Below are 22032 nucleotides of genomic sequence, written 5' to 3' on the forward strand. Positions count from 1 at the left end.
AATGAAAAAAATATTTTTTTCTTTTTTATTATTTTCTAGTTTCAATGCTTCTTCTCAAAATGAAGTGTCTAAAGCTATGATTAAAATTAGTGAAAGGCTAGAGAATTATATAGTTTCAAGAGTAGATACATTATACTTTGAAAATAGAAATATTGAGAAATTATTTTATTATGATGATTCTAATAAACATCGTAAAACTATTATATTTTTTTCAGGAGGTCAGATTCGAAGTATAACAAATTTTGATATTGAAGGTTTTACAGATGGTGTGAATTTAGACCTTTATGAAAATGGGATGTTAAAATATTATACTGTCGAAAATAAAGGGACGGGAATCTCAATTGAATATTATAATGACGGAAGAATTAAAAGATATAATCAATTAAATAACACTAATAAGACAGGATATTCTTCTTCCTACTGCTCTGAAGGAGAATTGTATTCTGAAATGTTTTTTGATTCTTTAAATTATATACAAAGAGGATTTCATTGTAATGGTAAGTTACGATATCAAGGAGAGGTACGTAATGATAAAACATATCTAGATGGTTATTATGAAAATAAAGAAATTGCTCTTGGTGAATGGAAGTTTTGGAGTAAAGAAGGTAAGTTAACAAATAGTGTAATTTTCGAACAGGGTAAAATATTAGAAGTTCATTTTTTTGATGATAATGAAAAGTTAATTCAAATAAAGAAGATGAAAATACCCTTAAATGTAAGTTTTTACAATGGTTTTTTCTATGGTATTAATCCATTTGATTTATCCAATGATAATTTTGAAGATTAAATCAGGTTTTTAAAACGTTTTTGAAAAATAAAAACCAAATTCATTCTGATTGTAATAAGGAATTAAAGAAGTGGTTTTATCCTTTTTAAAAGGGTTAAAATTCTTTAGTGGTTCAATATGATAAACCAAGTTTACCACTAAAATACTTATTCCAGCACCTGTAACTACATCCGATAACCAATGAGCATTGTTAATTATTCTAAAAGCACCAGTAGTTGTTGAAAATGCAAAGCCACTGTAAGCTAAAAAAGGACTGGTTTCTTTAAATTCTTGAAACAGTACTGTTGCACCTGTAAATGCTGTGGCAGTGTGCCCCGATGGAAAAGAGTGTGGACCATTATTTGGGCGAGTTTTATTAACACCTCTCTTAAAAGAATGTACAATTATAGCTGTAGCTAAATGGCTAATGGCTAAATACTTGGTTTGGTCGAACCAATGGTTTTTGGATGGAATACCAAGCATATCTGCTCCATACATTTGTATTGTTGGTACGTATTGTATATAATCGTCAATTTTAAACTCAAAGTCATTTCCTACTTTATTTCTTACATCTTTGGTGAATTGTTTTTCAAAATCACTGTTGTTTAAAGCCACTCCTGTTAAAATTAATGTAGCAGGTAAAATACTTTTTTTAATGATGGACTTGCTTTTCTTTGATTCAGCAAAAGTTGTATCGGTTTGAGCATTTAAACCAATAGATAATAGAAGTATTACCATTAAAAACCAACTACTTTTTTTCATTGAAACAAAGCTATACAAAAAAGAGGCTGATATTGAAATCAACCTCTTTAAAATGCTGCAGAATTTTATTTTGATTAGTTTAAAATCGTTTCAATAAATTCAACATGTTTCGATTTTTTAACACTCAAAGCTTTTGAGTAGTTTAATATGTTATCGATGGTTTGTTTTTTTGGAGAAAACGGAGCATCGTTTTCTTCTAATTGACTTAATGTTGCTTTTAATGATTTTTCGTTTTGATCTAATTCTATAAATTCTAAATGAGTAAAAGTTTGCATAGGCGTTTTTATTTTAGATTAATTTAGCATATAAACGACTAATTTTTAATCATATTGCCTTTAAATTAAAAAATCCTGAAATATTTTTCCAGGATTTTCTACAATTAACTAAAAACAAAATTTACTATATTTTTATATCGCTAAAGAGATATTTTTTTCCTCAATCATCTTTCGTAAATTAATGAGTGCATACCTCATTCTACCAAGTGATGTGTTAATACTAACATTGGTCATATCAGCAATTTCTTTAAAACTCATGTCAAAATACATTCGCATCATTATTACCTCTTTTTGATCGTTAGGTAAATGTTTAATCAAACTTTTCAAGTGCTTATAAACTTGAGTTGATTGAATGGTTTGTTCAATGTTTTTATCGGGAGATGAGAGTACATCAAAAATGTCAAAATCATCATTTCCTTTAACTACAGGCATTCGAGCATTTTTTCTGAAAAAGTCGATAACCAAGTTGTGTGCAATTCTTAAAACCCATGGAAGGAATTTTCCTTCATCATTATAGTTTCCTTTTTTCAAGGTATTAATAACCTTAATAAAGGTGTCTTGAAAAATGTCTTCAGCCAATTCCTCATCTTTGACTTTATAATAAATGTAAGAATACACTCTATTTTTATGTCTTAGAATAAGTTGTTCGATAGCGTTTTCATTGCCATTGATATAAGCACGAATTAGCTCTTGTTCTGAAAGTTTTGAAAGTAACATAATATCTACTTTTAAGGTTAAAATATGTAATCCTAAAATGTTCGGATTTTAATTTAAAAAAGTAGATATATCTTATAAGCGGTTTTTTGGTTTGAAATTAAACGTAAACTAATTACTGTTTATTGCGTTTACGTTGCATTTAATTTTTTGTTACCCACCAAAACTACTAAAAAGAACAGTAATTTTGTTTTTTTTAACAAAATTTAACGCAACAGACTCTTTAATGAAATTAACCGAAGATAGTAAAATCAATACCAAAACACATATTTACATTAAAGGTGCGCGAGTACATAATTTAAAAAATATTGATGTTGCTATTGCTCGAAATAAATTTACTGTAATTACAGGTTTGTCGGGTTCAGGTAAGTCTTCTTTGGCTTTCGATACTTTATTTGCTGAGGGTCAACGTCGTTATGTAGAGAGTTTGTCATCTTATGCTCGTCAGTTTTTAGGTAAAATAGAAAAACCCGATGTTGACCATATTTACGGTATTTCTCCAGCTATTGCAATTGAACAAAAAGTAAATACTGTAAATAAGCGTTCTACAGTTGGTACATCTACCGAAATTTATGATTACTTGAAATTGCTGTTTGCTCGAATTGGCACTACTTTTTCGCCCATTTCTGGCGATTTAGTTAAAAGAGAAACGGTAAATGATGTGGTAAAATGGTTCAACCAATTAAAAGATAATGATAAGGTTTATTTGTTGTCGACCATAGATTTAAAAGATAAAGACACGAAAGAACAGCTTGATTTATTGTTGAAACAAGGGTTTAGTAGGGTTTGGATAAACAATAAAATAGAACGTATTGAACAGGTTGCCGAAAAACAAATTACAGGTGCTTCGTTAGACGTGTTGATTGATAGATTTATTATTGAAAATACTAATGATGATAACGAAAGTAGAGTTTTTGGAAGTGTTGAAACTGCTTTTTACGAAGGACAAGGAACTTGTAAAATTGTGGTGGATAGAAATAATGAGTTGACTACTAAAAATTTCAACAACAGGTTCGAAATGGATGGAATAGAGTTTCATGAACCAAACGCTCATTTTTTTAGTTTCAACAATCCTATTGGTGCGTGTAAAACGTGTGAAGGTTATGGAAGTGTTATTGGTATTGATGTTGATTTAGTAATACCAAATAAAACATTATCGGTTTATGATGATGCCATTGTTTGTTGGAGGGGCGACAAAATGAAGGAGTGGAAAGATAAATTGGTCATGAACTCATCAGAGTTTAATTTTCCTATCCACAAACCCATTTATGATTTAAGTAAAGAACAAATTGAACTCTTATGGAAAGGTAATAAACACTTTCAAGGCTTAAATGATTTCTTTAAAATGCTCGAAGCCGAAAGCTATAAAATTCAGTATAGGGTTATGCTTTCGAGATACAGAGGTAAAACTGTTTGCCCCGATTGTAAAGGAACTCGTTTACGAAAGGATGCTAATTACGTGAAAATTGATAACCATTCCATTACCGATTTGGTGTTAATGTCAATTACTCATTTGTCGGAATTTTTTGAAAAAATTACACTCTCAAAAAAAGAACAAGAAATAGGACATCGTTTGTTAATTGAAATAAGAAGCAGGTTACAATTTTTAAAAGATGTTGGCTTGGGTTATTTAACCTTGAATAGATTGTCTTCAACATTGTCGGGAGGAGAATCACAACGAATAAATTTAGCAACTTCATTAGGAAGTAGTTTGGTTGGGTCTATGTATGTACTAGACGAACCAAGCATTGGATTGCATTCAAAAGATACTGAGAACTTAATAAAAGTACTTAAAAACCTTAGAGATATTGGTAACACGGTTATTGTTGTTGAACACGATGAGGATATTATTAAAGCTGCTGATGAAGTGATTGATTTAGGTCCGTTTGCAGGGCATTTAGGAGGAGAACTCATTTTTCAAGGTAATGTAGAAGCGCTTGAAAAGGATAAAAAAAGTTTGACTGCTCAATACATGAATGGTATTGAAAAAATAGAAGTTCCTAAAAAGCGAAGAAAATGGAATAATTACATTGAGATTAAAGGAGCAAGAGAGAATAATTTAAAAAACATTGATGTTAAATTTCCTCTCCATACTTTAACGGTTATCACAGGGGTTAGTGGTTCAGGAAAATCATCGTTAGTTAAAAACTGTTTATTACCATCAGTAAAAAAAATATTTGATGGGTATGCTGAAAATTCGGGGAAAATTGACCGTATAGAAGGCGATATTAACCAAATAAAAGGGGTTGAATTTATTAATCAAAATCCAATAGGAAAATCATCGCGGTCAAATCCTGTAACATACATTAAGGCATACGACGATATTAGGAATTTGTTTGCTTCTCAAAAATTAGCCAAAACCCGTCGATTAAAACCATCTCATTTTTCGTTTAATATTGATGGTGGTCGTTGCGAAACATGTAAAGGTGAAGGTGAAATAACGGTAGAAATGCAGTTTATGTCCGACATCCATTTGAAATGTGAGGCATGTAATGGAAAACGATTTAAAAACGATATTTTAGAAATAAAAATTAACAATGCAACTATTTCGGATGTGTTGGATATGACCATTGATGAGTCGATGGATTATTTTAAGCAAATAGAAGGGAACATAAGTGCTAAAATTGTTCAAAAAATCAGTACGCTACAAGAGGTTGGATTGGGTTATGTTCATTTAGGACAATCGTCAAATACATTAAGTGGAGGAGAAGCACAACGAGTAAAATTGGCTTCGTTTTTAGGAAAAAAAGATACTGCTCAAAAACTTCTTTTTATTTTTGATGAACCTACAACTGGATTGCATTTTCATGATATAAAAAAACTAATGAAAGCATTTGATGCTTTAGTTGCACAAGGACATTCGTTAATTGTTATTGAACATAATTTAGATGTTGTGAAATGTGCTGATTGGATTATAGATATTGGTCCTGTGGGTGGTGAAGAAGGCGGACACATCGTTTTTGAGGGATTACCTGAAAATATGATAGCTTGTAAAGCATCTTTTACAGGTAAATATTTGAAAACTAAGTTAGATTGATTAAATTTAAGCCAATTATTATTGGATTTCTTTGATTGGTATAAAAAAGCATATAAAATTAAGTTCGTGTAGTATTTTGTTTCGAGAAGATGGAATAGTTGAAGTTGTTTTTAAACATCAATTATTACTTGAAATAGAAGATTGTTATCAAATAATGGATACTTACAAAGATTATCTTCAAAATAAGAAAGTACCTATTTTACACTTAATTGGTAAATACATGAATGTTACCAAAGAAGCTAGAGAGTTTGGAGCTTCTGCTGATGGTTTAAAAAATTCTATTGCTGAGGCTTATGTTTTTGATTCGTTACCACATCGTATTATTGGTAATTTTTATTTGAAATTTAATAAACCATCTGTGCCAACAAAGTTTTTCAAAACAAAGCCAGAAGCAGAGGTTTGGTTAAAAACTTTCCTGAAAAAATGATTTAATTTGCAAATGAGTTTCTATTTGCAACATCACCTTTATTTCAAGACACCTTTTGTAGCCCTTAATCCTAAAAAATCTTTAGGTATAATAGTGGTAATTCCTTGTTATAATGAGGTGGGATTATTAAATGCATTATCGAGTTTAAGCCAATGTGAAAAACCCGATTGTAGTGTAGAAGTGACAACTGTTTTTAATAGTGCAGCATCTGACTCTGATGTTGTTGTAGCAACCAATACTAAAATGTTAAATGATGCTTTAAAATGGAGTTCAGAACAAGTTAATGATTGGATAAATTTTCACTTTATTGATGTAAAAAATATTTCTGATAAAGATGCAGGTGTTGGATTGGCTCGTAAAATTGGAATGGATGAGGCGGTAATTCGATTTGAAGAACTAAATAAAGATGGAATTATTGCTTGTTTTGATGCAGATGCTACTTGTCAGCTCAATTATTTGGTAGAATTGGAAAAACATTTTAAACAACATCCAGAATCTCCAGCTTGCTCCATTCATTTTGAACATCCTATTGAAGGAAAGGAATTTTCTAAACAAAATTATGAAGCGATTGCTGCTTACGAATTGCATTTAAGGTATTATAAAAACGCTCTGAAATTTTGTGGTTTTCCTTATGCTTTTCATACCATTGGTTCTAGTATGGCTGTAAAAAGTAAAGCGTACCAAAAACAAGGCGGAATGAATAAACGAAAAGCAGGGGAAGATTTTTATTTTTTACAAAAAATGATGGTGTTGGGCGGTTTTACAGAATTAACAACTACCACTATTTTTCCTTCACCTCGTATTTCTGATAGAGTACCTTTTGGTACTGGTAGAGCCATGCAGAATTATTTAAGGCAAGAAAACCCTGATTATCTTACTTATGATTTTCAGTCGTTTTTAGATTTAAAAGTTTTAGTAGATAGTTTGGATGAGTTGTATAATTTGTTCTGTCATAGTGAGTCTGTCGAACTATCTATTGATTTACCTAAATCAGTTTCAGAATATTTAAAAACAATTGATTTTGCTGGTAATATTTTAAAAATTAGAGATAACAGTACGTCTTTTAATCACTTTAAAAAACTGTTCTTTAATTGGTTTAATGCCTTTAAAGTGTTAAAGTTTATGCATTTTTCACGTGATAATTTTTATAAAGATGTTTGGGTTGAAGATGCTGCAAAGGAGTTGTTAAACCTATTAAAATTATCTTCTCAAAATGAAAAAGAATTGTTAACAATTCTTAGAAAAATAGATGTAAAAGAATAATTTACAATATTTATTCTGTAAATTCGAATGTCTTTAAATCATTTATTATGAAAAAGTTACTCCAGTTTTTCACTCTTTTCGTTCTAATTTCACTTTCAATTCAAACCAATGCACAAAACACTTGTGCAACGCCTTTTTTGTTTGAAACAGGTAGTACTTATAGTTATACTTTAGATACGAATACATCAAATCAAGATACAGTTTATTATGATTGTTTATCGACCCAGCCTAATCCACTATGGTTGTATTTAAATAAATGTAGTTCAGCTCCAATAGACATCACAATGAGTGCAACAGGTATAGGGGGGAGTGGATTAGATGCTGATTTTGTAGCATGGGGTCCATTAACTACTTTTGATGATTGTAATTTAAATGTGTCTAATGTCGTGGATTGTAGTTATGATCCATCTCCAACGGAGACTATAAATATATCTAATAGTCAGATAGGGATTTATAAGATAATGATTACCAATTACTCAAATCAGGCAGGTACAATTCAGTTTTCACAAACAAGTGGAGCTGGTTATACTTGTGATACAGGCATTTTTTGTAATTTCCCTCCAACTGAGTTATGTAAAATAACAACTGATCATTCAATTAATAAAAATATTGTTAGTTGGGTTAAAGATTCTTTGTTTGTTGGTGATTTCCAAGTGCAAAAAGAAACAACTACAGCAGGGGTTTATTCAACTATTGGAGTTGTGAATTCTGCAAGTTCTCTATTATTTACTGATACTATTTCAAATCCAATACAACAACCTTATAAATATCGATTGCTAAGTATAGATACTTGTGGTAATGTGAAAACGAGTAATTCACATAAAACAATACATTTATTGTCATCAATTAATTTAACAACAAACTACCCTCAATTAAGTTGGACTAATTATGTTGGGTTTAATTACGCTACATATTACATTTACAGAGGTACATCGCCGACAAACATTGTATTGTATGACTCCATTTCATCTTCGTTTAATTCCTATGTAGATGTTAATCCTGTTGCTGGTAATTTATATTATGCTATTGGAGTAAATCTTCCTTCGCCATGTACTAGTGCTGGTTCTTTAAAAACTCAAGTGGAAAGTATTTATTCAAACATATCACCAGTAAATGTAGTTTCGATTAATGAGATAAATACTATTGGGTTTAATCTCTTTCCAAATCCAGCAAATGAATTGTTAAATATATCATTTGGGACTGAGACTGTAACTGCAAAAATGAGGTTGACTGATTTGTTTGGTAGGATACTGCTCTCAAAGAGTTATAATAGTGTGAATAAAGATGTCCTTGATTTGAGTAAATTGCCTCAAGGTTACTATTTTATATTATTAGAATCTGATAAAGGTATTTCTAGACAAACATTTATTAAAACAAAATAGAATTACCCAATCAAAAATATGCAAGGTCTTTTATTTAAATCGAGTTTGGTTTCTTTTTTCCAATCTTCAATGCTTTTGGTGAAAATTTCTTCGGTAGCTAAAGTAATATCAACTGCAATACAGAGCTTGGTGTTGTTGTTTAAGGTTGATAATATATCTTTTAACAAAGGCATGTTTCTATAAGGGGTTTCGATAAACAATTGTGTTTGTTTTTCTCTAAAAGCCAAACGCTCTAAATCTTTTAATTTGTAAATTCTGTCTTTTTGCTCGATTGGTAGGTAGCCGTTAAAACAAAAACTTTGTCCGTTAAAACCGCTTGCCATTAAAGATAACAAAATAGATGAAGGACCAACCAAAGGAACCACTTTATAGTTTTTTTCTTGTGCTAGAGCTACGATTTCTGCTCCTGGGTCTGCTACTCCAGGGCATCCCGCTTCTGATAAAACTCCAATGTTTTTTCCTTCAGCTAAAGCTTTAATATAGCTTGGGTACATGGCAGTTTCGCTACGTTTACCAATTTCAAAAAAAGTAAGTTCGTCAATAGGTTTAATAATACCAGCTTTTTTTAAAAATCGACGAGCAGTTTTTATGTTTTCAACAATGTAAACATCAATTTCATTAATAATGGCATTGTTGTATTCTGGAATTACTTGAGAAAATGTACCATCGCCTAAAGTGATGGGAATTAAATATAAAATGCCTGTATTATTCATGAGAAATTGATTTGATAAATATATCGGTTGCGTAATTCAATAATTGGTAAACTTCTTCAAATCCATCTTCGCCTCCATAATAAGGGTCGGGTACACTTTTTTGTTGGTTGGGGTAGGAGTAGTCTAAATATAACTTTACTTTTTGTTTGTCGGAGTTGTTTCTTGCTAATCGGTTAATGTTATCGAAATTGCTTTTATCCATAGCAAAAATGTAGTCGAACGCATCAAAATCATTAACAGTAAATTGTCTAGCTCGTTGGCATGAAATATCAATGTTGTATTCCAATCCTTTTTTTATCATTCGCTTATCAGGTTGGTCACCTATGTGGTAATTTGAAGTTCCTGCAGAATCAACAAAGACAGGTAAGTTTTGTTCTTTCACTTTTTGTTCTAGCACCCCTTGTGCCATTGCTGAACGACAAATATTACCCAAGCAGACAAATAAAACTTTAATCATAAATAAAAAGAGATAATGTAAACAAGTGTTGATACTATAATTAAAATCATAAAATAGAAAATGTTTCGTTGCCCTTTTTTATTGATGGGTTTGTAGTGTTGTGGTGTTTCGTATTTCTGATTTAAGAAGCCCATTGGGTTAAATGAAAACAGGAATCAACGTATTGATTCCTGTTTAGTTAGTGTAAGTTGTTTAAAGCTTATTGTAAGCTAATTTTTTTCTTTAAATCTTCGATGTAACCTCTAAAACGTTTGTCGGTATCCATTAAATTGTTAACTGTTTTACAAGCGTGCAGTACAGTTGCGTGGTCTTTTCCTCCGCAGTGCATACCAATTGTTGCAAGGCTCGATTTAGTCATTTGTTTAGAAAAATACATGGCTATTTGACGAGCCTGTACCACTTCTCTTTTTCTGGTTTTTGATTTTAAATTTTCAATTTGCATTTCGAAATAATCGCAAACCACTTTTTGGATGTAGTCGATAGAAACTTCACGAGCTGTGTTTTTCACAAACTTGTCAACCATTTGGCGAGCCAAATCTAAATTGATTGCTTTTTTGTTTAATGATGATTGAGCAAGTAATGAAATCAACGCACCCTCTAATTCTCTAACGTTAGTTGTGATGCTGTAAGCGATATATTCTACAACGTCTTTAGGTAATTCTAAACCTTCGTTGTACATTTTCATTTCTAAAATGGCAATACGAGTTTCCAATTCAGGAGCTTGTAAATCTGCAGCTAAACCCCATTTAAAACGAGATAACAAGCGTTGTTCCATGCCAATTATTTCAACAGGAGCTTTATCAGCAGTTAAAATAATTTGTTTGCCTGATTGGTGTAAGTGGTTGAATATGTGAAAGAAAACATCTTGTGTTTTTGCTTTTCCAGCAAAAAACTGAACATCGTCAATAATCAACACATCAATCATTTGATAGAAGTGGATAAAATCGTTTTGTTCGTTATTTCTAACTGCATCAATAAATTGGTGAGTAAACTTCTCTGACGAAACGTATAAAACCGTTTTGTTTGGGAATTTGTTTTTCACATCAATACCAATAGCGTGAGCCAAGTGAGTTTTTCCTAAACCAACACCACCATAAATCAATAATGGGTTAAAAGCAGTTCCACCTGGGTTTTTTGCTACTGCAAAACCAGCTGAACGAGCTAATCTGTTACAATCACCTTCAACAAAATTCTTAAAAGAGTAGTTAGGGTTTAATTGTGAATCAACATTTATTTTTTGTAAACCTGGAATAATAAAAGGGTTTCTTATTGATTTGTCTTTGTTCAAATCAATAGGCATATTAACTGGGTTGTTTTTTAAAGCTTGTCTGTTGGTTGCAGGAATTTTTACTGTGTATGGTTTGTTGCTACTGTTTTGGTTATTTTCCATCACAATACTGTATTCCAATCTTCCTTCAGCACCTAGTTCTTTTTTAATAGTTTTCTTTAAAATGGTTACATAATGTTCTTCTAGCCATTCGTAGAAAAATTGACTAGGAACCTGAATAGTCAAGACTTTATCTTTCAACTTTACAGCTTTAATTGGCTCAAACCATGTTTTGTAGCTTTGCAAGCTCACATTATCCTTAATAATTTGAAGGCAATTATCCCATACTGTTGTAAAATCTTTTTGCATTGTAAAACGCTCCTATTTTTTGGTTACTAAATCTATATTATTCTAAGCTTAAGATTTTAATAATTGGTTGTTAATAAAATTATCAACGGTTAAATTTACTAAAAGTCTTTTAAAATCAAGTGTTTGAGAAATAAAATCACCTCATTTTTTCGCTCTAACAAATATTTGAATAAAAAAGTGAAAAAAAAAACTTTTTTGCTATTGTTTTTTTAAAACTTTTTGCTCTATAAAATTTATAGCTAAACTTGATGTACACTTGATTGGTAGTAGCTTGCAGATTTCTTGGTAGTTACGAAAAAATCTACACGTCCTAAATTAATTCCTGCCCAACCAACTTGATTTACTAATACCTTTTTTTGAGCTAAATTTTTGATTTCGGTAGGTTTTTCTAGAAAAGTATGGGTATGTCCACCGATAATTAGGTCAATATTCTGCGTTTTTTCGGCTAAAATGAGATCACTAATCGTATTCGATTTGTATGAATATCCTAAATGAGATAGACAAATCACTAAATCACATTTTTCTTCTTCTTTTAAAAAAGTAGCTTTTTGGTTGGCAATTTCGATGGGGTTTAAATACACCGTTTCTTTATATAAATTTTTACTCACTAATCCATTTAGCTCCACTCCCAAACCAAAAACACCAATTTTAATGTTGTCTTTAATAAATGTTTTATGTTTTAGCACATCATTATTTAATAAGGTATTGCTTAAATCGTAATTGGAATTGATAAAAGGAAAAGAGGCATGAGGCAACATATTTTTTAAACCATCAATGCCATTGTCGAAATCATGGTTTCCAATAGTTGCAGCATCGTATTGCATTAAACTCATTAGCTTAAAATCCAACTCACCCAAGTACTTATTAAAGTATGGCGTTCCTTGAAAAACATCTCCGGCATCTAACAACAATACGTGTTGTTCTTCGCTTCTAATTTTATTGATTAAGGCTGCTCTGCGTGCAGCTCCTCCAAGATTTGGGTATTTAGGGTCGTTGTTCGGAAAAGGCTCAATGTGGCTGTGAACGTCGTTGGTGTGAAGTATGGTGATTTTTGTGTATTTGTTATCCTTTAAGGCAAACGAAGATAATGGTATAGCATTTAATGCTAAAAGTCCACCTCCAGCCAATAAGGACTGTTTGATGAATTTCCGTCTACTTGTTAATCTTGTGTATGAATATTCTTTCATCTAACTCAGCATTTATTTTATTGCCTTTTTTGTGTTCTTCGATACAATGCTCAATAATGGCATCCCTTAATTTAAGTTGTGTGTTTTCAATTTTTATTGGGTTTAAGAAGAAGTACATTTTATCACCACCACCAGCTAAATAGTCGGTTGTTAATATTTGGAAAGTTTCGTTTTTTCTATACTTGCTTTCTTTAATTAAAAACTTTGCATCCATCACATCACTTCTCATTTCAATATATTCAACCAATGTAATTCCTTTTGATATAGGTTGACCACCTTCTCTATATAAGTAACCTACTAACATATTTAGGGCATCTCTATTAATAGTAACAATCACTAACTCATTATCAAAAGGCATTAATTCGAATATTTTACCTCTTGTAATAGCTCCTTGCGGTAAACTGGTACGTAAACCACCATTGTTGAGTAAGCAAAAATCGATGTTAGCCTCTGGAAATTTTTCAGTAATTATTTTTAAACTCAAATCGGCAACAAAATTACCGAGTTCGCTTTCAGGAGTTCCTTTAATCATGGCTTTTTCCGAATACACCAATACTTCGTTCATTTCGGCATCTAAACTTTCTTTGTAAGGTTGTATAAATGTTTTGGTAGATTCAAGGCTGTTAAGTGTAGAATCAATTTTAATGGTGTTCGATTTGGCGGTATAACCTTCATTAGTTTTGCATCCATTTAATACAAGGAAGAAACTAAAGGCAATAAAAGAAATGGTATAAAAAGACTGTTTTTTCAACTATTGTAGCTTATTTTGTCTCAAATTTAGTGATTTGAAGCTAAAAGTAGATATAGTTTAGTGTAACAATTCATCTAAAGTTTAAAACTTTAGATGAATTTTAAAAGATAATGATGTATAAATCAGAAAATACAGTAAGGGTTAGGTATTCGGAAACCGACCAAATGGGATATTGTTATTACGGTAATTATGCTGCTTTTTTTGAAGTGGCAAGGGTAGAGGCGTTGCGTAAGTTGGGTATGACCTACAAACAAATGGAGTTAGATGGTATTGCTATGCCTGTGTTGGAGTATCAAATTAAATATTACAAACCAGCTTTCTACGACGATATTATTCGAATAGAAACCACCATTGATGAGATGCCGAATGTGCGTATTTACTTCTCGTACAAATGTTACAACGAAAAAAACGAATTGATTAACGAAGCAAAAACATCGTTGGTTTTTGTAAGCATGACTACTGGGAAACCTTGTGTTGCTCCAGAACACTTTTTAAAAGCCTTGAAGGAGTTTTATTAAATTGGGTTTTTATTGGAAAAATAAATGGCAGAATAATTATTCTGCCATTTTTATAAAATCACGAAGACTTTTAATGGTGCTTGAAGCAACAAATTCATAAAAAGGCTTTTTATCCTTATTTATTTGAACATCTTCTAGTGCTTTGTAATAAGCCAAACGGTTTTCTCGTTCGCTACTAATATTTGTGATTGGATAACCAGCTTGTAAAAGCACCAAGTTCATGATTAACCTTGAAGTTCGCCCATTTCCATCAATAAATGGATGAATAGTAACCAAGCGTTCGTGCATTTCTGCAGCTAAAATTACAGGGTGTAACTTGTTGTGATTTTCATTGTAGAAAATGATGTAATCTTCCATGAGTTTGTTAAGCAAGTAGGGTTCTGGAGGCAGATGTTTACTACCAGAAATTCTAACATTAACACTTCTATATCTGCCAGCATTTTCTTTATCGATACCACGTAAAATTAATCCGTGAATTTGTTTAATTAAATGCTCGGTTATAGCACTGTTGGCATCAACAAAATCATAAAGTAAATCAATGGCTTCGGCATGATTAACAGCTTCGAAATGTTCTTGAACAGTTTTACCACTAATGGTTAGCCCTTTTTCAACAACCAACGCCGTTTCTTGCAATGTAAGCGTGTTGCCTTCTATCCTATTGCTATCGAAAGTATATTCAATTTTGTAGTACTCAAATAACTTTTTAATATGGCTTTTAGATAAAGGTCTAATTTTGTCAAGCTGTTGTTTGAGTTGGTTTATTTCTTCAATTAAACTATGGTTAACAAAAGTAGTTTTTCCGTAGGCAATTCTATTTTCGGCAAGTTGAAGTGCTTGTAAGCCTATTTCTTCATCTTTTATTTCATTGTATATTTTTTCACTCAACCACACCACCAACAATTCGTTTAAGGCAATGTTATAAAAACTAGCTATTTTTATAATATGCTCTTTATTTGGAATTCGGCTACCATTTTCGAACCTACTATAAAGCGTGTAATCCATACCAAGTTGAACAGAAACCTCTTTAACTGAAAGATTTTTTTCGGTTCTTAATGTTTTTAATATGTTGATTAATTTGCTCATGGTTTACTATAATATGACAAATTTAGTAAATAATAATATATAATTGACAAATATTGTCAATATATTTTTTGCAATTGATTTATATTGTCATACTGAACAAAAATTTTACTCCCAATATTCATCGGGAGAGTAAAATGAAGTAACTTTTATATTGAAAGAAAATTTTTAGAATCACAAGGTGTAACCTTGCGATAGCAGATGGGCAAACCTTGTGTGGCTCCAGAACATTTTTTAAAAGCTATGAAATGTTTTATTAGGTCTTTTTATTTGCTTTTAGATATTTTATTAATTTTTTTGCTAGTTTATTTTTTAAATGAAGACTATCACCTTTTGTTATCTGCATATGTTCTAAGTAAGTATCAATTAAAGTATCGTTTGAAATGATATATTTAATCGATATTCCGCCACAATGGTCACACCACCATTCTGTTTCTGGTTCTGAATTTATAGTGTCAAGGCGGTTGGTATGAATAAAATCAAATAGCTCATTTACATTAGTAATAGGTTGACTTTTATTTATACTTATTTTATTCTTGTCTTTATATATTGTATTTTTTAAAAAGTAAGTACCATCTTTTTTAAAAATCCAATATTTATTTCTATAAATTGAATCGCAAAGCTCATAATCGGAACAATAAAATTTTAGGATAGTATCTGAAATACTGAGTATTTCATTATCAATTTCATTTACTATTTTTTCATTTGTATGATAAACTCTATTTTTTTTTCTTCTATATAAATAATCTTTAACACTAAGACAACTACTTATAACAACAGCTATGATAATAAAACTAAAATATTTCTTCATGAGATTTCTATTAATGAATAGGTGAAATTTCTAGAATATAATTAAATACAATTTTTAGTGACTAAACTGTTTCAACCAACAACCCAGCTCTTTTTAATAAGGCATTGCTATCAGGTTCTTTACCTCTAAATTTAATGTATAAATCCATTGGGTGCTCCGAGCCACCTTTCGATAACACAAACTCTTTAAATTTATCGGCTATGGTAGTGTTAAAAATACCGTGTTCTTTAAAGTAGTCGAACGCATCGGCATCCAACACTTCTGCCCATTTGTAAGAGTAGTACCCTGAAGAATATCCTCCTTGAAAAATATGAGAAAACGCTGTGCTTACACAAGTGTTTTTTACAATTGGAGTTAACTGAGTTGCTTTAGTGGCTTGGTGTTCAAAGTCAAAAACATTGTTAATTTCACTTGGGTTGGTGGTGTGCCAAGCCATGTCTAAAATTCCAAAATTTAATTGTCGTACAATGTTGGTAGCTTCCATAAAGTTAGCTGAAGCTTTAATTTTTTCAATCAACTCTATTGGTATAATTTCATTGGTTTGGTAATGTTTTGCAAACAGTTTTAAGGCTTCTTCTTCGTAGCACCAGTTTTCTAATACTTGCGATGGTAATTCAACAAAATCGCGGTAAACGCTTGTGCCCGATAAGCTAGAATAAACGGTGTTGGCTAACATACCATGTAAAGCATGTCCAAATTCGTGAAACAAGGTAGTTACTTCGTTAAAGGTTAACAATGATGGTTTGGTGTCGGTTGGTTTGGTAAAGTTGCACACGTTAACAATGTGTGGTCGGTTGTTTTTACCGTCTTTAATGTATTGGTCGTTAAACGAAGTCATCCAAGCACCGTTTCGTTTACCTTCGCGCGGATGGAAATCGGCATAAAATAAGGCAACCAATTCATTGTTTTGGTCGGTTACTTCGTAAGTGGTTACTTCAGGGTGATACTTGTCGATATTGGTAATTTCTTTGAATTTTAAGCCGTAGAGTTTACTGGCAACTTGAAAAACACCATCCACCACATTTTCCAATTTGAAATATGGTTTTAAAATTTCATCGTCTAAACTAAACAGTTTTTGTTTTAATTTTTCTTTATAAAAAGCGGTATCCCAAGCTTGTAATGTTGTATCTTCAAAACCAATCGATTGAGCAAATTTTGTAAGCTCATCCATTTCGTTTAAGGCAAAAGGCTTTGCTTTTTGCAGTAAATCGTTTAAAAATGATTTAACCTTTTCAGGCGTTTGTGCCATTTGTTCTTCCAACACAAAGTGGGCATGGTTTTTATATCCCAATAAATTGGCACGTTGGTAACGCAATTCAACTATTCGTAACACGGTTTGTTGATTATCCAACTCATCGCCTTTACAGCTTTTTGTAGCATTAGCCATGTAAAGTTGTTGTCTTAATGCTCGGTTTTCGGCATAAGTCATAAAAGGAATGTAGCTTGGGTAAGCCAGGGTAAATAACCAACCTTCTTTATTTTTACTTTTTGCAGTTATTGCCGCAGCTTCAACAACGCCTTCTGGTAAACCAGCCAAATCTTCTTTGTTGGTGATAAGCATTTCGTATTTGTTGGTTTCTGCCAAAACGTTTTCACCAAAGTTTAACGAAAGCTTAGATAATTCTTTATCAATTTTTCTTAATGTTTCTTTGTCCGAATCATTTAAGTTTGCTCCGTTTCTAACAAAACCTTTGTAGGTTTTATCCAACAACATGGCTTGTTCGGCAGTTAAGTCTTTTTTAATTGCTGCATTTTCAAAAACAGCTTTTACTCGTTTAAATAAATCTTCGTTTAGTGCAATGTCGTTAGCGTATTCGGTTAACAAAGGAGAAACTTCTTGAGCAATTTTTTGAATTTCGTCGTTGGTTTCGGCAGAATTTAAATTAAAAAATACAGAAGTAACAGTACTTAACAACTCGCCACTAAAATCTAAGGCTTCAATAGTGTTTTTAAAACTAGGTGTTTCAGTGTTTGAAACAATAGCATCAATTTCTTTACGAGCTACTGCAATTCCGTTTTCAATTGCTGGTTTAAAGTGTTCGTTTTTTATTTGAGAAAATGGAGCTGTATGATAAGGAGTGTTAAACGCTGATAAAAGAGGATTCATTGAATTTGGTTTTATTTTTAATAACACAAATTTAATAAATAGGAGTTGAAATTAAACCCTGTTACCTAATTCAATTACTTCTAAATCTTTAATGTTTTGGTTTTCAATAGTAAACCTTACAATAGTTTTAACTTGATGAAAACCACTCTTACCAGCTGCACCTGGATTGATGTGTAAAAGGCTTAATTTTTTATCGTAAATCACTTTTAAAATATGGGAGTGACCGCAAATAAAAAGTTTGGGTGGATTTTTTTTTATTTCATCTCGAACATCTATCGAATACCTGTCGGGATAACCTCCAATGTGAGTTATCCAAACATCAACTTCTTCGCAATTAAATCGTAAGTTTTTCGGGAAATGTTTTCTGATTTCTTGCCCGTCGATATTTCCATAAACACCACGAACTATAGGGCAAATTTTTACTAAATCATCAATAACTTTAAAATCACCAACATCACCAGCATGCCAAATTTCATCACAAACCGAAAAATATTTTTCAATTTTCGGGTCTAAAAAACCATGTGTGTCTGATATCAATCCTATTTTTTTCACACCATAAAAGTAAGGTATACTTTTATAAATATTTTGAATCTAATACGGATTTAACTTAATTTCGACAATTAAATAATAAAACAAAGAAAATTGGGTTACTATAACTCACAAATTAACTAAAGGATGAAAAAAATAGTTTTAAGTTTAACATTAATAGCTTTTGTTGTAACAGCTTTTGCACAACAAGATACGTTAAAAGGGCAAAAAGGCGATTGGGGTATAAGTATTGGTATTTCAGGTATTATCAATAATATTAAGTTAGATAATGGTAAAGATCCTTCGGGCAATTATGTAGCCTTTGGGCGAAAGTATATTAAGGATGATGTAGCAATACGTATGGGCTTTAATGTGGCTTACGCTAACGATAAAAGAAATTCGGAGGATAGTATTGTTGTTGGGTCGGGTAATACAGCATTAAGACAAATAGATTCTAGTTATTCAAGATTTGATTTTTCTGTATCTATAGGTTATGAAAAACACTTAGGAAAAACAAAAAGGTTGGATCCTTATTTTGCTGGAGAAATGATGATAGGTAGATTAGGGAATACAACAATAGAGAGAAATACAAACATAAAAGATGTTACTGGTACTGATAAAACTAAGGAAATAGGTCAGTATGATGGCGGTTTTTATTTTGGATTGGGAGCTGTTGCAGGGTTAAATTATTTTATTGCTCCAAAACTGTCGTTAGGTGCCGAATTTGGATATTTATACATCTATACAAAGGATGGTGGTGATTACAACGAGAGTAGTGTTCATACTCCTGTGAGTGGTGCTCAAAACTCAACTTTTACCAGAGGTAAATTAGAGCGTTCTCTAAATGTGTTAAATATGTCTAACACTTCAACCATAATACTTTCGTATTTCTTTTAGAAAATAATATAAACTTAGTGTTAAAAAAAGAAGGACTAATGTCCTTCTTTTTCGTTTGTATTACTTTTTTGTGACTCATTATCGGGTTTGTACAACACCGAAAAAATAAACAGCATAACAGCTGCAGAAACAAAAATAATAAGCAGTGTGGTTAATGTTTTACTAATAATGTGTTGGATATTGATGATATCCCATACAGCCAAAATAGACATTACTGTAAAAAATAATGCCAAAACAGCCAATAGTATTGCAATTCCTCTTCTAAACATTTTTTATAATTTAATAGGTTTATCCAAATATAACGAATTAAATGGAAATGTTATTAGTAAATAATGTTAAGGTTTGTTAAATAACTAAAATGTAAATGGATTATTTAAACCCTTTAGTATTACAAGTAGTGCCGCCACCTAGTCCTCCTGAAAATGTAGAGATATTAATTGAATCATTATAAAAACTAATGGAATAATTTTTATATGCTGCAGGATTATAATAACCGGTGTAGCTACCAGAAGTATCTATTTCTATGACATCTCCATTTACAATTATTTGAGAAGGTATTGATGGATTTTTGATAACAGAAACAGTTAAAGTATCATTAAATACAGTATCAATTTGTGGTTGACTTAATGTCCAAAATGTGCAAAGTTTCTTTGAAAAATAAGTGCCAACATATTTATCTCTATAATCGGTTTGACCAGTAGTTGCAGAACCTCCTGAAGGATAATTATTTTCTTTAGTACATGAGATAATAATCAAAGCACAAAAGAAAAAAGTAACTATTAAAATTAATGATCTCATAATGAATAGTTTGATTATCTAAATTAATAAAAAAAGAGATACTATATTGACTATTAATGCATTATTTTAAAAACAAGCTCTTTCATTAAATCGCCACCAGATACGGAAGAATTGTTTACACCTTTCGATTTTAAATCGTACTCGCGAAGGTATTCGATAACTTTTACGGCTTTTTTTATAGGATAGTTTTTAGCTGCAAGCGTATATTCAGAAACAAAATACGGGTTTATTTTTAATTGAGCAGCAATGTTGTTTTTCGATTTGTCTGCAGTATAGTGGTAAGTAAGGATATTGGTAAAAAAGCCGTACAACAATGAAATAACCATTACCAATGGATGTTCTTTTTCGTTTTTAGCAAAATAATAAACAATTTGATTGGCTTTGAACACATCTAATGTACCGATGGCTTTTGTAAGTTCAAAACTGTTAAAATCTTTACTAATTCCAACATTTTGTTCAACGTGTTCTGGCGTAATTGTTGTACCAACGGGAACATTTATTATTAGTTTATCAATTTCGTTTACAATTTTACTCAAATTAGTTCCCAAAAAATTAGCCATTAATATACAGGCTTTGGGAGTAATGGAATAGCTTTTGTCTTTCAAGTAATTGGTAATCCAGTCAGGTATTTTGTCGTCGTATAATTTTTTCGATTCTAAAACAACCGCTTCTTTTTTTATTTTTTTTGAAATGGCTTTTCTTCCATCTAGGGTTTTATATTTATAGCAAAAAACCAAAATTGTAGAAGGAGTAGGTTGTATTAAGTATTGCTCTAGTTGGTCTAATTGTTTTTCGAGGTTTTGTGCTTCTTTTACAATAACAACATTATGATTTGCCATCATTGGATATCGTTTGGCTTCACTAATAATAGTAATCATATCTGTTTCCTTGCCATACAGAATGGTTTGATTAAACTCCTTTTCGTTAGCATCTAAAACATGTTCTTCGATATAATCGGCAATTAAATCAATGTAATAAGCTTCCTCGCCACTCAAAAAGTAAATGGGGTGGTAAACCTTGTTTTTTAAATCGTTGAGTATGGTTTGATGAGCCATTAATCTTCAGTATATGAATATCTAAGGTGTTTAACACTTCTACCTTTATCTTTAATTTCTTTCAACGATTGAATGCCAATTTCGATGTGTTTTTGAACGTAATTAGTGGTGATAATTTGGTCGCTTTTTTCGGTTTTAACACCGTCTGGTATCATAGGTTGGTCAGATACTAAAAGTAAAGCTCCAGTTGGAATTTTATTTACAAAACCTGTAATAAACAAGGTAGCTGTTTCCATATCTACAGCCATAGCACGTACTTTACGTAAATAACTTTTAAATTCTTCGTCGTGTTCCCAAACTCTACGGTTGGTGGTATAAACTGTTCCTGTCCAATAATCTAATTCGTGTTCTCGAATAGTGGTTGAAATAGCTCTTTGTAATGTAAATGCTGGTAAAGCAGGAACTTCTTTTGGTAAATAATCATCAGAAGTACCTTCTCCTCTTATAGCAGCAATGGGTAAAATAAAATCACCCAATTGGTTTTTCTTTTTTAAACCGCCACATTTTCCTAAAAACAGACATGCTTTTGGCTCAACAGCACTTAGTAAGTCCATTATGGTAGCAGCATTTGCACTTCCCATGCTAAAGTTAATAATGGTGATTCCATCAGCTGTAGCATTAGGCATCGCTTTGTCTTTTCCTTTTATTTCAACATTGTTGAGTTGAGCAAAAATTTCCACATAGTTATTAAAATTGGTAAGTAAAATGTATTTACCAAAATCTTCAATGGCGGTTCCTGTGTAACGTGGAAGCCAATTTTTTACAATATCTTCTTTATTTGTCATGTTGTAGTTTTATGCCACTAAATTAACCACGATATTTTAATTTTTTAGAACAATTTATGTTTGGATTAATATAATTCAATAAT

23 protein-coding genes are annotated in these 22032 nt (G+C 31.3%); 7 read left to right on the plus strand and 16 right to left on the minus strand.

Features of this window, described 5'->3' with window-relative positions; all coding sequences use genetic code 11:
• Position 1 precedes the first annotated feature (1 nt).
• Positions 2-787: a hypothetical protein gene (locus H6589_03585; GenBank protein MCB9173667.1), complete on the plus strand. Its 786-nt coding sequence runs from the start codon at positions 2-4 to the stop codon at positions 785-787.
• 9 nt (positions 788-796) lie between these two features.
• On the opposite strand, the gene H6589_03590 is transcribed toward H6589_03585, so the two are convergent.
• The 3 genes from H6589_03590 to H6589_03600 form a co-directional block, all read right to left on the minus strand.
• Positions 797-1528, minus strand: coding sequence for a phosphatase PAP2 family protein (locus H6589_03590; GenBank protein MCB9173668.1), 732 nt, complete (start codon positions 1526-1528; stop codon positions 797-799).
• 74 nt (positions 1529-1602) lie between these two features.
• Positions 1603-1803 carry a hypothetical protein gene (locus H6589_03595; GenBank protein ID MCB9173669.1) on the minus strand — a complete coding sequence of 67 codons (201 nt, stop codon included), beginning with the start codon at positions 1801-1803 and terminating at the stop codon, positions 1603-1605.
• Between the two features lie 132 nt (positions 1804-1935).
• Complete coding sequence (locus H6589_03600) at positions 1936-2520, minus strand: sigma-70 family RNA polymerase sigma factor (GenBank protein MCB9173670.1); 585 nt, start codon at positions 2518-2520, stop codon at positions 1936-1938.
• A 223-nt stretch (positions 2521-2743) separates the two neighbouring features.
• Here H6589_03600 and uvrA point away from each other — a divergent pair, with 223 nt between their 5' ends.
• From uvrA to H6589_03620, 4 genes are all read left to right on the plus strand, one after another.
• On the plus strand, positions 2744-5554 hold the full coding sequence (uvrA, locus tag H6589_03605; GenBank protein MCB9173671.1) for an excinuclease ABC subunit UvrA: 2811 nt from the start codon (positions 2744-2746) through the stop codon (positions 5552-5554).
• 76 nt (positions 5555-5630) lie between these two features.
• The gene (locus tag H6589_03610) at positions 5631-5981 is read left to right on the plus strand and encodes a hypothetical protein (GenBank protein ID MCB9173672.1); all 351 of its coding nucleotides are present in this window, start codon (positions 5631-5633) and stop codon (positions 5979-5981) included.
• 12 nt (positions 5982-5993) lie between these two features.
• On the plus strand, positions 5994-7244 hold the full coding sequence (locus tag H6589_03615) for a glycosyltransferase family 2 protein (GenBank protein MCB9173673.1): 1251 nt from the start codon (positions 5994-5996) through the stop codon (positions 7242-7244).
• Positions 7245-7291: 47 nt separating this feature from the next.
• Positions 7292-8626, plus strand: coding sequence for a T9SS type A sorting domain-containing protein (locus tag H6589_03620; protein MCB9173674.1), 1335 nt, complete (start codon positions 7292-7294; stop codon positions 8624-8626).
• A gap of 2 nt (positions 8627-8628) precedes the next feature.
• Here H6589_03620 and H6589_03625 read toward each other — a convergent pair whose 3' ends face one another.
• The 5 genes from H6589_03625 to H6589_03645 all read right to left on the minus strand — a co-directional run bounded on the left by H6589_03625 (position 8629) and on the right by H6589_03645 (position 13370).
• Complete coding sequence (locus tag H6589_03625; GenBank protein MCB9173675.1) at positions 8629-9339, minus strand: SAM-dependent methyltransferase; 711 nt, start codon at positions 9337-9339, stop codon at positions 8629-8631.
• Positions 9332-9796, minus strand: coding sequence for a low molecular weight phosphotyrosine protein phosphatase (locus H6589_03630; protein ID MCB9173676.1), 465 nt, complete (start codon positions 9794-9796; stop codon positions 9332-9334). Before H6589_03630 ends, H6589_03625 begins: the two co-directional genes overlap by 8 nt.
• A gap of 199 nt (positions 9797-9995) precedes the next feature.
• Positions 9996-11432 (minus strand): chromosomal replication initiator protein DnaA, encoded by a 1437-nt coding sequence (gene dnaA, locus H6589_03635; GenBank protein ID MCB9173677.1) that lies wholly within the window; start codon positions 11430-11432, stop codon positions 9996-9998.
• Between the two features lie 239 nt (positions 11433-11671).
• Positions 11672-12619 (minus strand): metallophosphatase, encoded by a 948-nt coding sequence (locus H6589_03640; protein ID MCB9173678.1) that lies wholly within the window; start codon positions 12617-12619, stop codon positions 11672-11674.
• On the minus strand, positions 12585-13370 hold the full coding sequence (locus H6589_03645) for a 5'-nucleotidase C-terminal domain-containing protein (protein MCB9173679.1): 786 nt from the start codon (positions 13368-13370) through the stop codon (positions 12585-12587). The genes H6589_03640 and H6589_03645 overlap by 35 nt, the downstream gene beginning before the upstream one ends.
• A gap of 113 nt (positions 13371-13483) precedes the next feature.
• Between H6589_03645 and H6589_03650 the strand changes: the two genes are divergently transcribed.
• Positions 13484-13888 carry an acyl-CoA thioesterase gene (locus tag H6589_03650; protein MCB9173680.1) on the plus strand — a complete coding sequence of 135 codons (405 nt, stop codon included), beginning with the start codon at positions 13484-13486 and terminating at the stop codon, positions 13886-13888.
• 36 nt (positions 13889-13924) lie between these two features.
• Here the strand turns inward: H6589_03650 and H6589_03655 are convergent, their stop codons facing one another.
• The 4 genes from H6589_03655 to H6589_03670 all read right to left on the minus strand — a co-directional run bounded on the left by H6589_03655 (position 13925) and on the right by H6589_03670 (position 18438).
• Complete coding sequence (locus tag H6589_03655; GenBank protein ID MCB9173681.1) at positions 13925-14971, minus strand: Fic family protein; 1047 nt, start codon at positions 14969-14971, stop codon at positions 13925-13927.
• A 253-nt stretch (positions 14972-15224) separates the two neighbouring features.
• Entirely contained in the window at positions 15225-15779 is a 555-nt protein-coding gene (locus tag H6589_03660; GenBank protein MCB9173682.1) for a hypothetical protein, read from the minus strand.
• Positions 15780-15840: 61 nt separating this feature from the next.
• Positions 15841-17886, minus strand: coding sequence for a M3 family metallopeptidase (locus H6589_03665; GenBank protein ID MCB9173683.1), 2046 nt, complete (start codon positions 17884-17886; stop codon positions 15841-15843).
• A 51-nt stretch (positions 17887-17937) separates the two neighbouring features.
• On the minus strand, positions 17938-18438 hold the full coding sequence (locus tag H6589_03670; GenBank protein MCB9173684.1) for a metallophosphoesterase family protein: 501 nt from the start codon (positions 18436-18438) through the stop codon (positions 17938-17940).
• A 123-nt stretch (positions 18439-18561) separates the two neighbouring features.
• Here H6589_03670 and H6589_03675 point away from each other — a divergent pair, with 123 nt between their 5' ends.
• Positions 18562-19311 (plus strand): outer membrane beta-barrel protein, encoded by a 750-nt coding sequence (locus H6589_03675; protein ID MCB9173685.1) that lies wholly within the window; start codon positions 18562-18564, stop codon positions 19309-19311.
• Between the two features lie 35 nt (positions 19312-19346).
• Here the strand turns inward: H6589_03675 and H6589_03680 are convergent, their stop codons facing one another.
• From H6589_03680 to H6589_03695, 4 genes are all read right to left on the minus strand, one after another.
• Positions 19347-19580, minus strand: a complete 234-nt coding sequence (locus tag H6589_03680; GenBank protein MCB9173686.1) for a hypothetical protein — start codon at positions 19578-19580, stop codon at positions 19347-19349.
• 100 nt (positions 19581-19680) lie between these two features.
• On the minus strand, positions 19681-20109 hold the full coding sequence (locus tag H6589_03685) for a hypothetical protein (protein ID MCB9173687.1): 429 nt from the start codon (positions 20107-20109) through the stop codon (positions 19681-19683).
• A 53-nt stretch (positions 20110-20162) separates the two neighbouring features.
• The gene (gene holA, locus H6589_03690) at positions 20163-21164 is read right to left on the minus strand and encodes a DNA polymerase III subunit delta (GenBank protein MCB9173688.1); all 1002 of its coding nucleotides are present in this window, start codon (positions 21162-21164) and stop codon (positions 20163-20165) included.
• Positions 21164-21949 carry an AMP nucleosidase gene (locus tag H6589_03695; protein ID MCB9173689.1) on the minus strand — a complete coding sequence of 262 codons (786 nt, stop codon included), beginning with the start codon at positions 21947-21949 and terminating at the stop codon, positions 21164-21166. The genes holA and H6589_03695 overlap by 1 nt, the downstream gene beginning before the upstream one ends.
• Positions 21950-22032: the final 83 nt, after the last annotated feature.

Source organism: Flavobacteriales bacterium (genome assembly GCA_020635795.1).
In the GTDB taxonomy this organism is placed as follows: domain Bacteria; phylum Bacteroidota; class Bacteroidia; order Flavobacteriales_E; family Vicingaceae; genus Vicingus.

Excerpts from the sequence above, each read along its gene's own strand:
- H6589_03585 (MCB9173667.1), top strand. The coding sequence starts at position 2 with ATGAAAAAAATATTTTTTTCTTTTTTATTATTTTCTAGTTTCAATGCT.
- H6589_03590 (MCB9173668.1), bottom strand. The coding sequence starts at position 1,528 with ATGAAAAAAAGTAGTTGGTTTTTAATGGTAATACTTCTATTATCTATT.
- H6589_03595 (MCB9173669.1), bottom strand. The coding sequence starts at position 1,803 with ATGCAAACTTTTACTCATTTAGAATTTATAGAATTAGATCAAAACGAA.
- H6589_03600 (MCB9173670.1), bottom strand. The coding sequence starts at position 2,520 with ATGTTACTTTCAAAACTTTCAGAACAAGAGCTAATTCGTGCTTATATC.
- uvrA (MCB9173671.1), top strand. The coding sequence starts at position 2,744 with ATGAAATTAACCGAAGATAGTAAAATCAATACCAAAACACATATTTAC.
- H6589_03615 (MCB9173673.1), top strand. The coding sequence starts at position 5,994 with ATGAGTTTCTATTTGCAACATCACCTTTATTTCAAGACACCTTTTGTA.
- H6589_03620 (MCB9173674.1), top strand. The coding sequence starts at position 7,292 with ATGAAAAAGTTACTCCAGTTTTTCACTCTTTTCGTTCTAATTTCACTT.
- H6589_03625 (MCB9173675.1), bottom strand. The coding sequence starts at position 9,339 with ATGAATAATACAGGCATTTTATATTTAATTCCCATCACTTTAGGCGAT.
- H6589_03630 (MCB9173676.1), bottom strand. The coding sequence starts at position 9,796 with ATGATTAAAGTTTTATTTGTCTGCTTGGGTAATATTTGTCGTTCAGCA.
- dnaA (MCB9173677.1), bottom strand. The coding sequence starts at position 11,432 with ATGCAAAAAGATTTTACAACAGTATGGGATAATTGCCTTCAAATTATT.
- H6589_03640 (MCB9173678.1), bottom strand. The coding sequence starts at position 12,619 with ATGAAAGAATATTCATACACAAGATTAACAAGTAGACGGAAATTCATC.
- H6589_03650 (MCB9173680.1), top strand. The coding sequence starts at position 13,484 with ATGTATAAATCAGAAAATACAGTAAGGGTTAGGTATTCGGAAACCGAC.
- H6589_03655 (MCB9173681.1), bottom strand. The coding sequence starts at position 14,971 with ATGAGCAAATTAATCAACATATTAAAAACATTAAGAACCGAAAAAAAT.
- H6589_03660 (MCB9173682.1), bottom strand. The coding sequence starts at position 15,779 with ATGAAGAAATATTTTAGTTTTATTATCATAGCTGTTGTTATAAGTAGT.
- H6589_03665 (MCB9173683.1), bottom strand. The coding sequence starts at position 17,886 with ATGAATCCTCTTTTATCAGCGTTTAACACTCCTTATCATACAGCTCCA.
- H6589_03675 (MCB9173685.1), top strand. The coding sequence starts at position 18,562 with ATGAAAAAAATAGTTTTAAGTTTAACATTAATAGCTTTTGTTGTAACA.
- H6589_03680 (MCB9173686.1), bottom strand. The coding sequence starts at position 19,580 with ATGTTTAGAAGAGGAATTGCAATACTATTGGCTGTTTTGGCATTATTT.
- H6589_03685 (MCB9173687.1), bottom strand. The coding sequence starts at position 20,109 with ATGAGATCATTAATTTTAATAGTTACTTTTTTCTTTTGTGCTTTGATT.
- holA (MCB9173688.1), bottom strand. The coding sequence starts at position 21,164 with ATGGCTCATCAAACCATACTCAACGATTTAAAAAACAAGGTTTACCAC.
- H6589_03695 (MCB9173689.1), bottom strand. The coding sequence starts at position 21,949 with ATGACAAATAAAGAAGATATTGTAAAAAATTGGCTTCCACGTTACACA.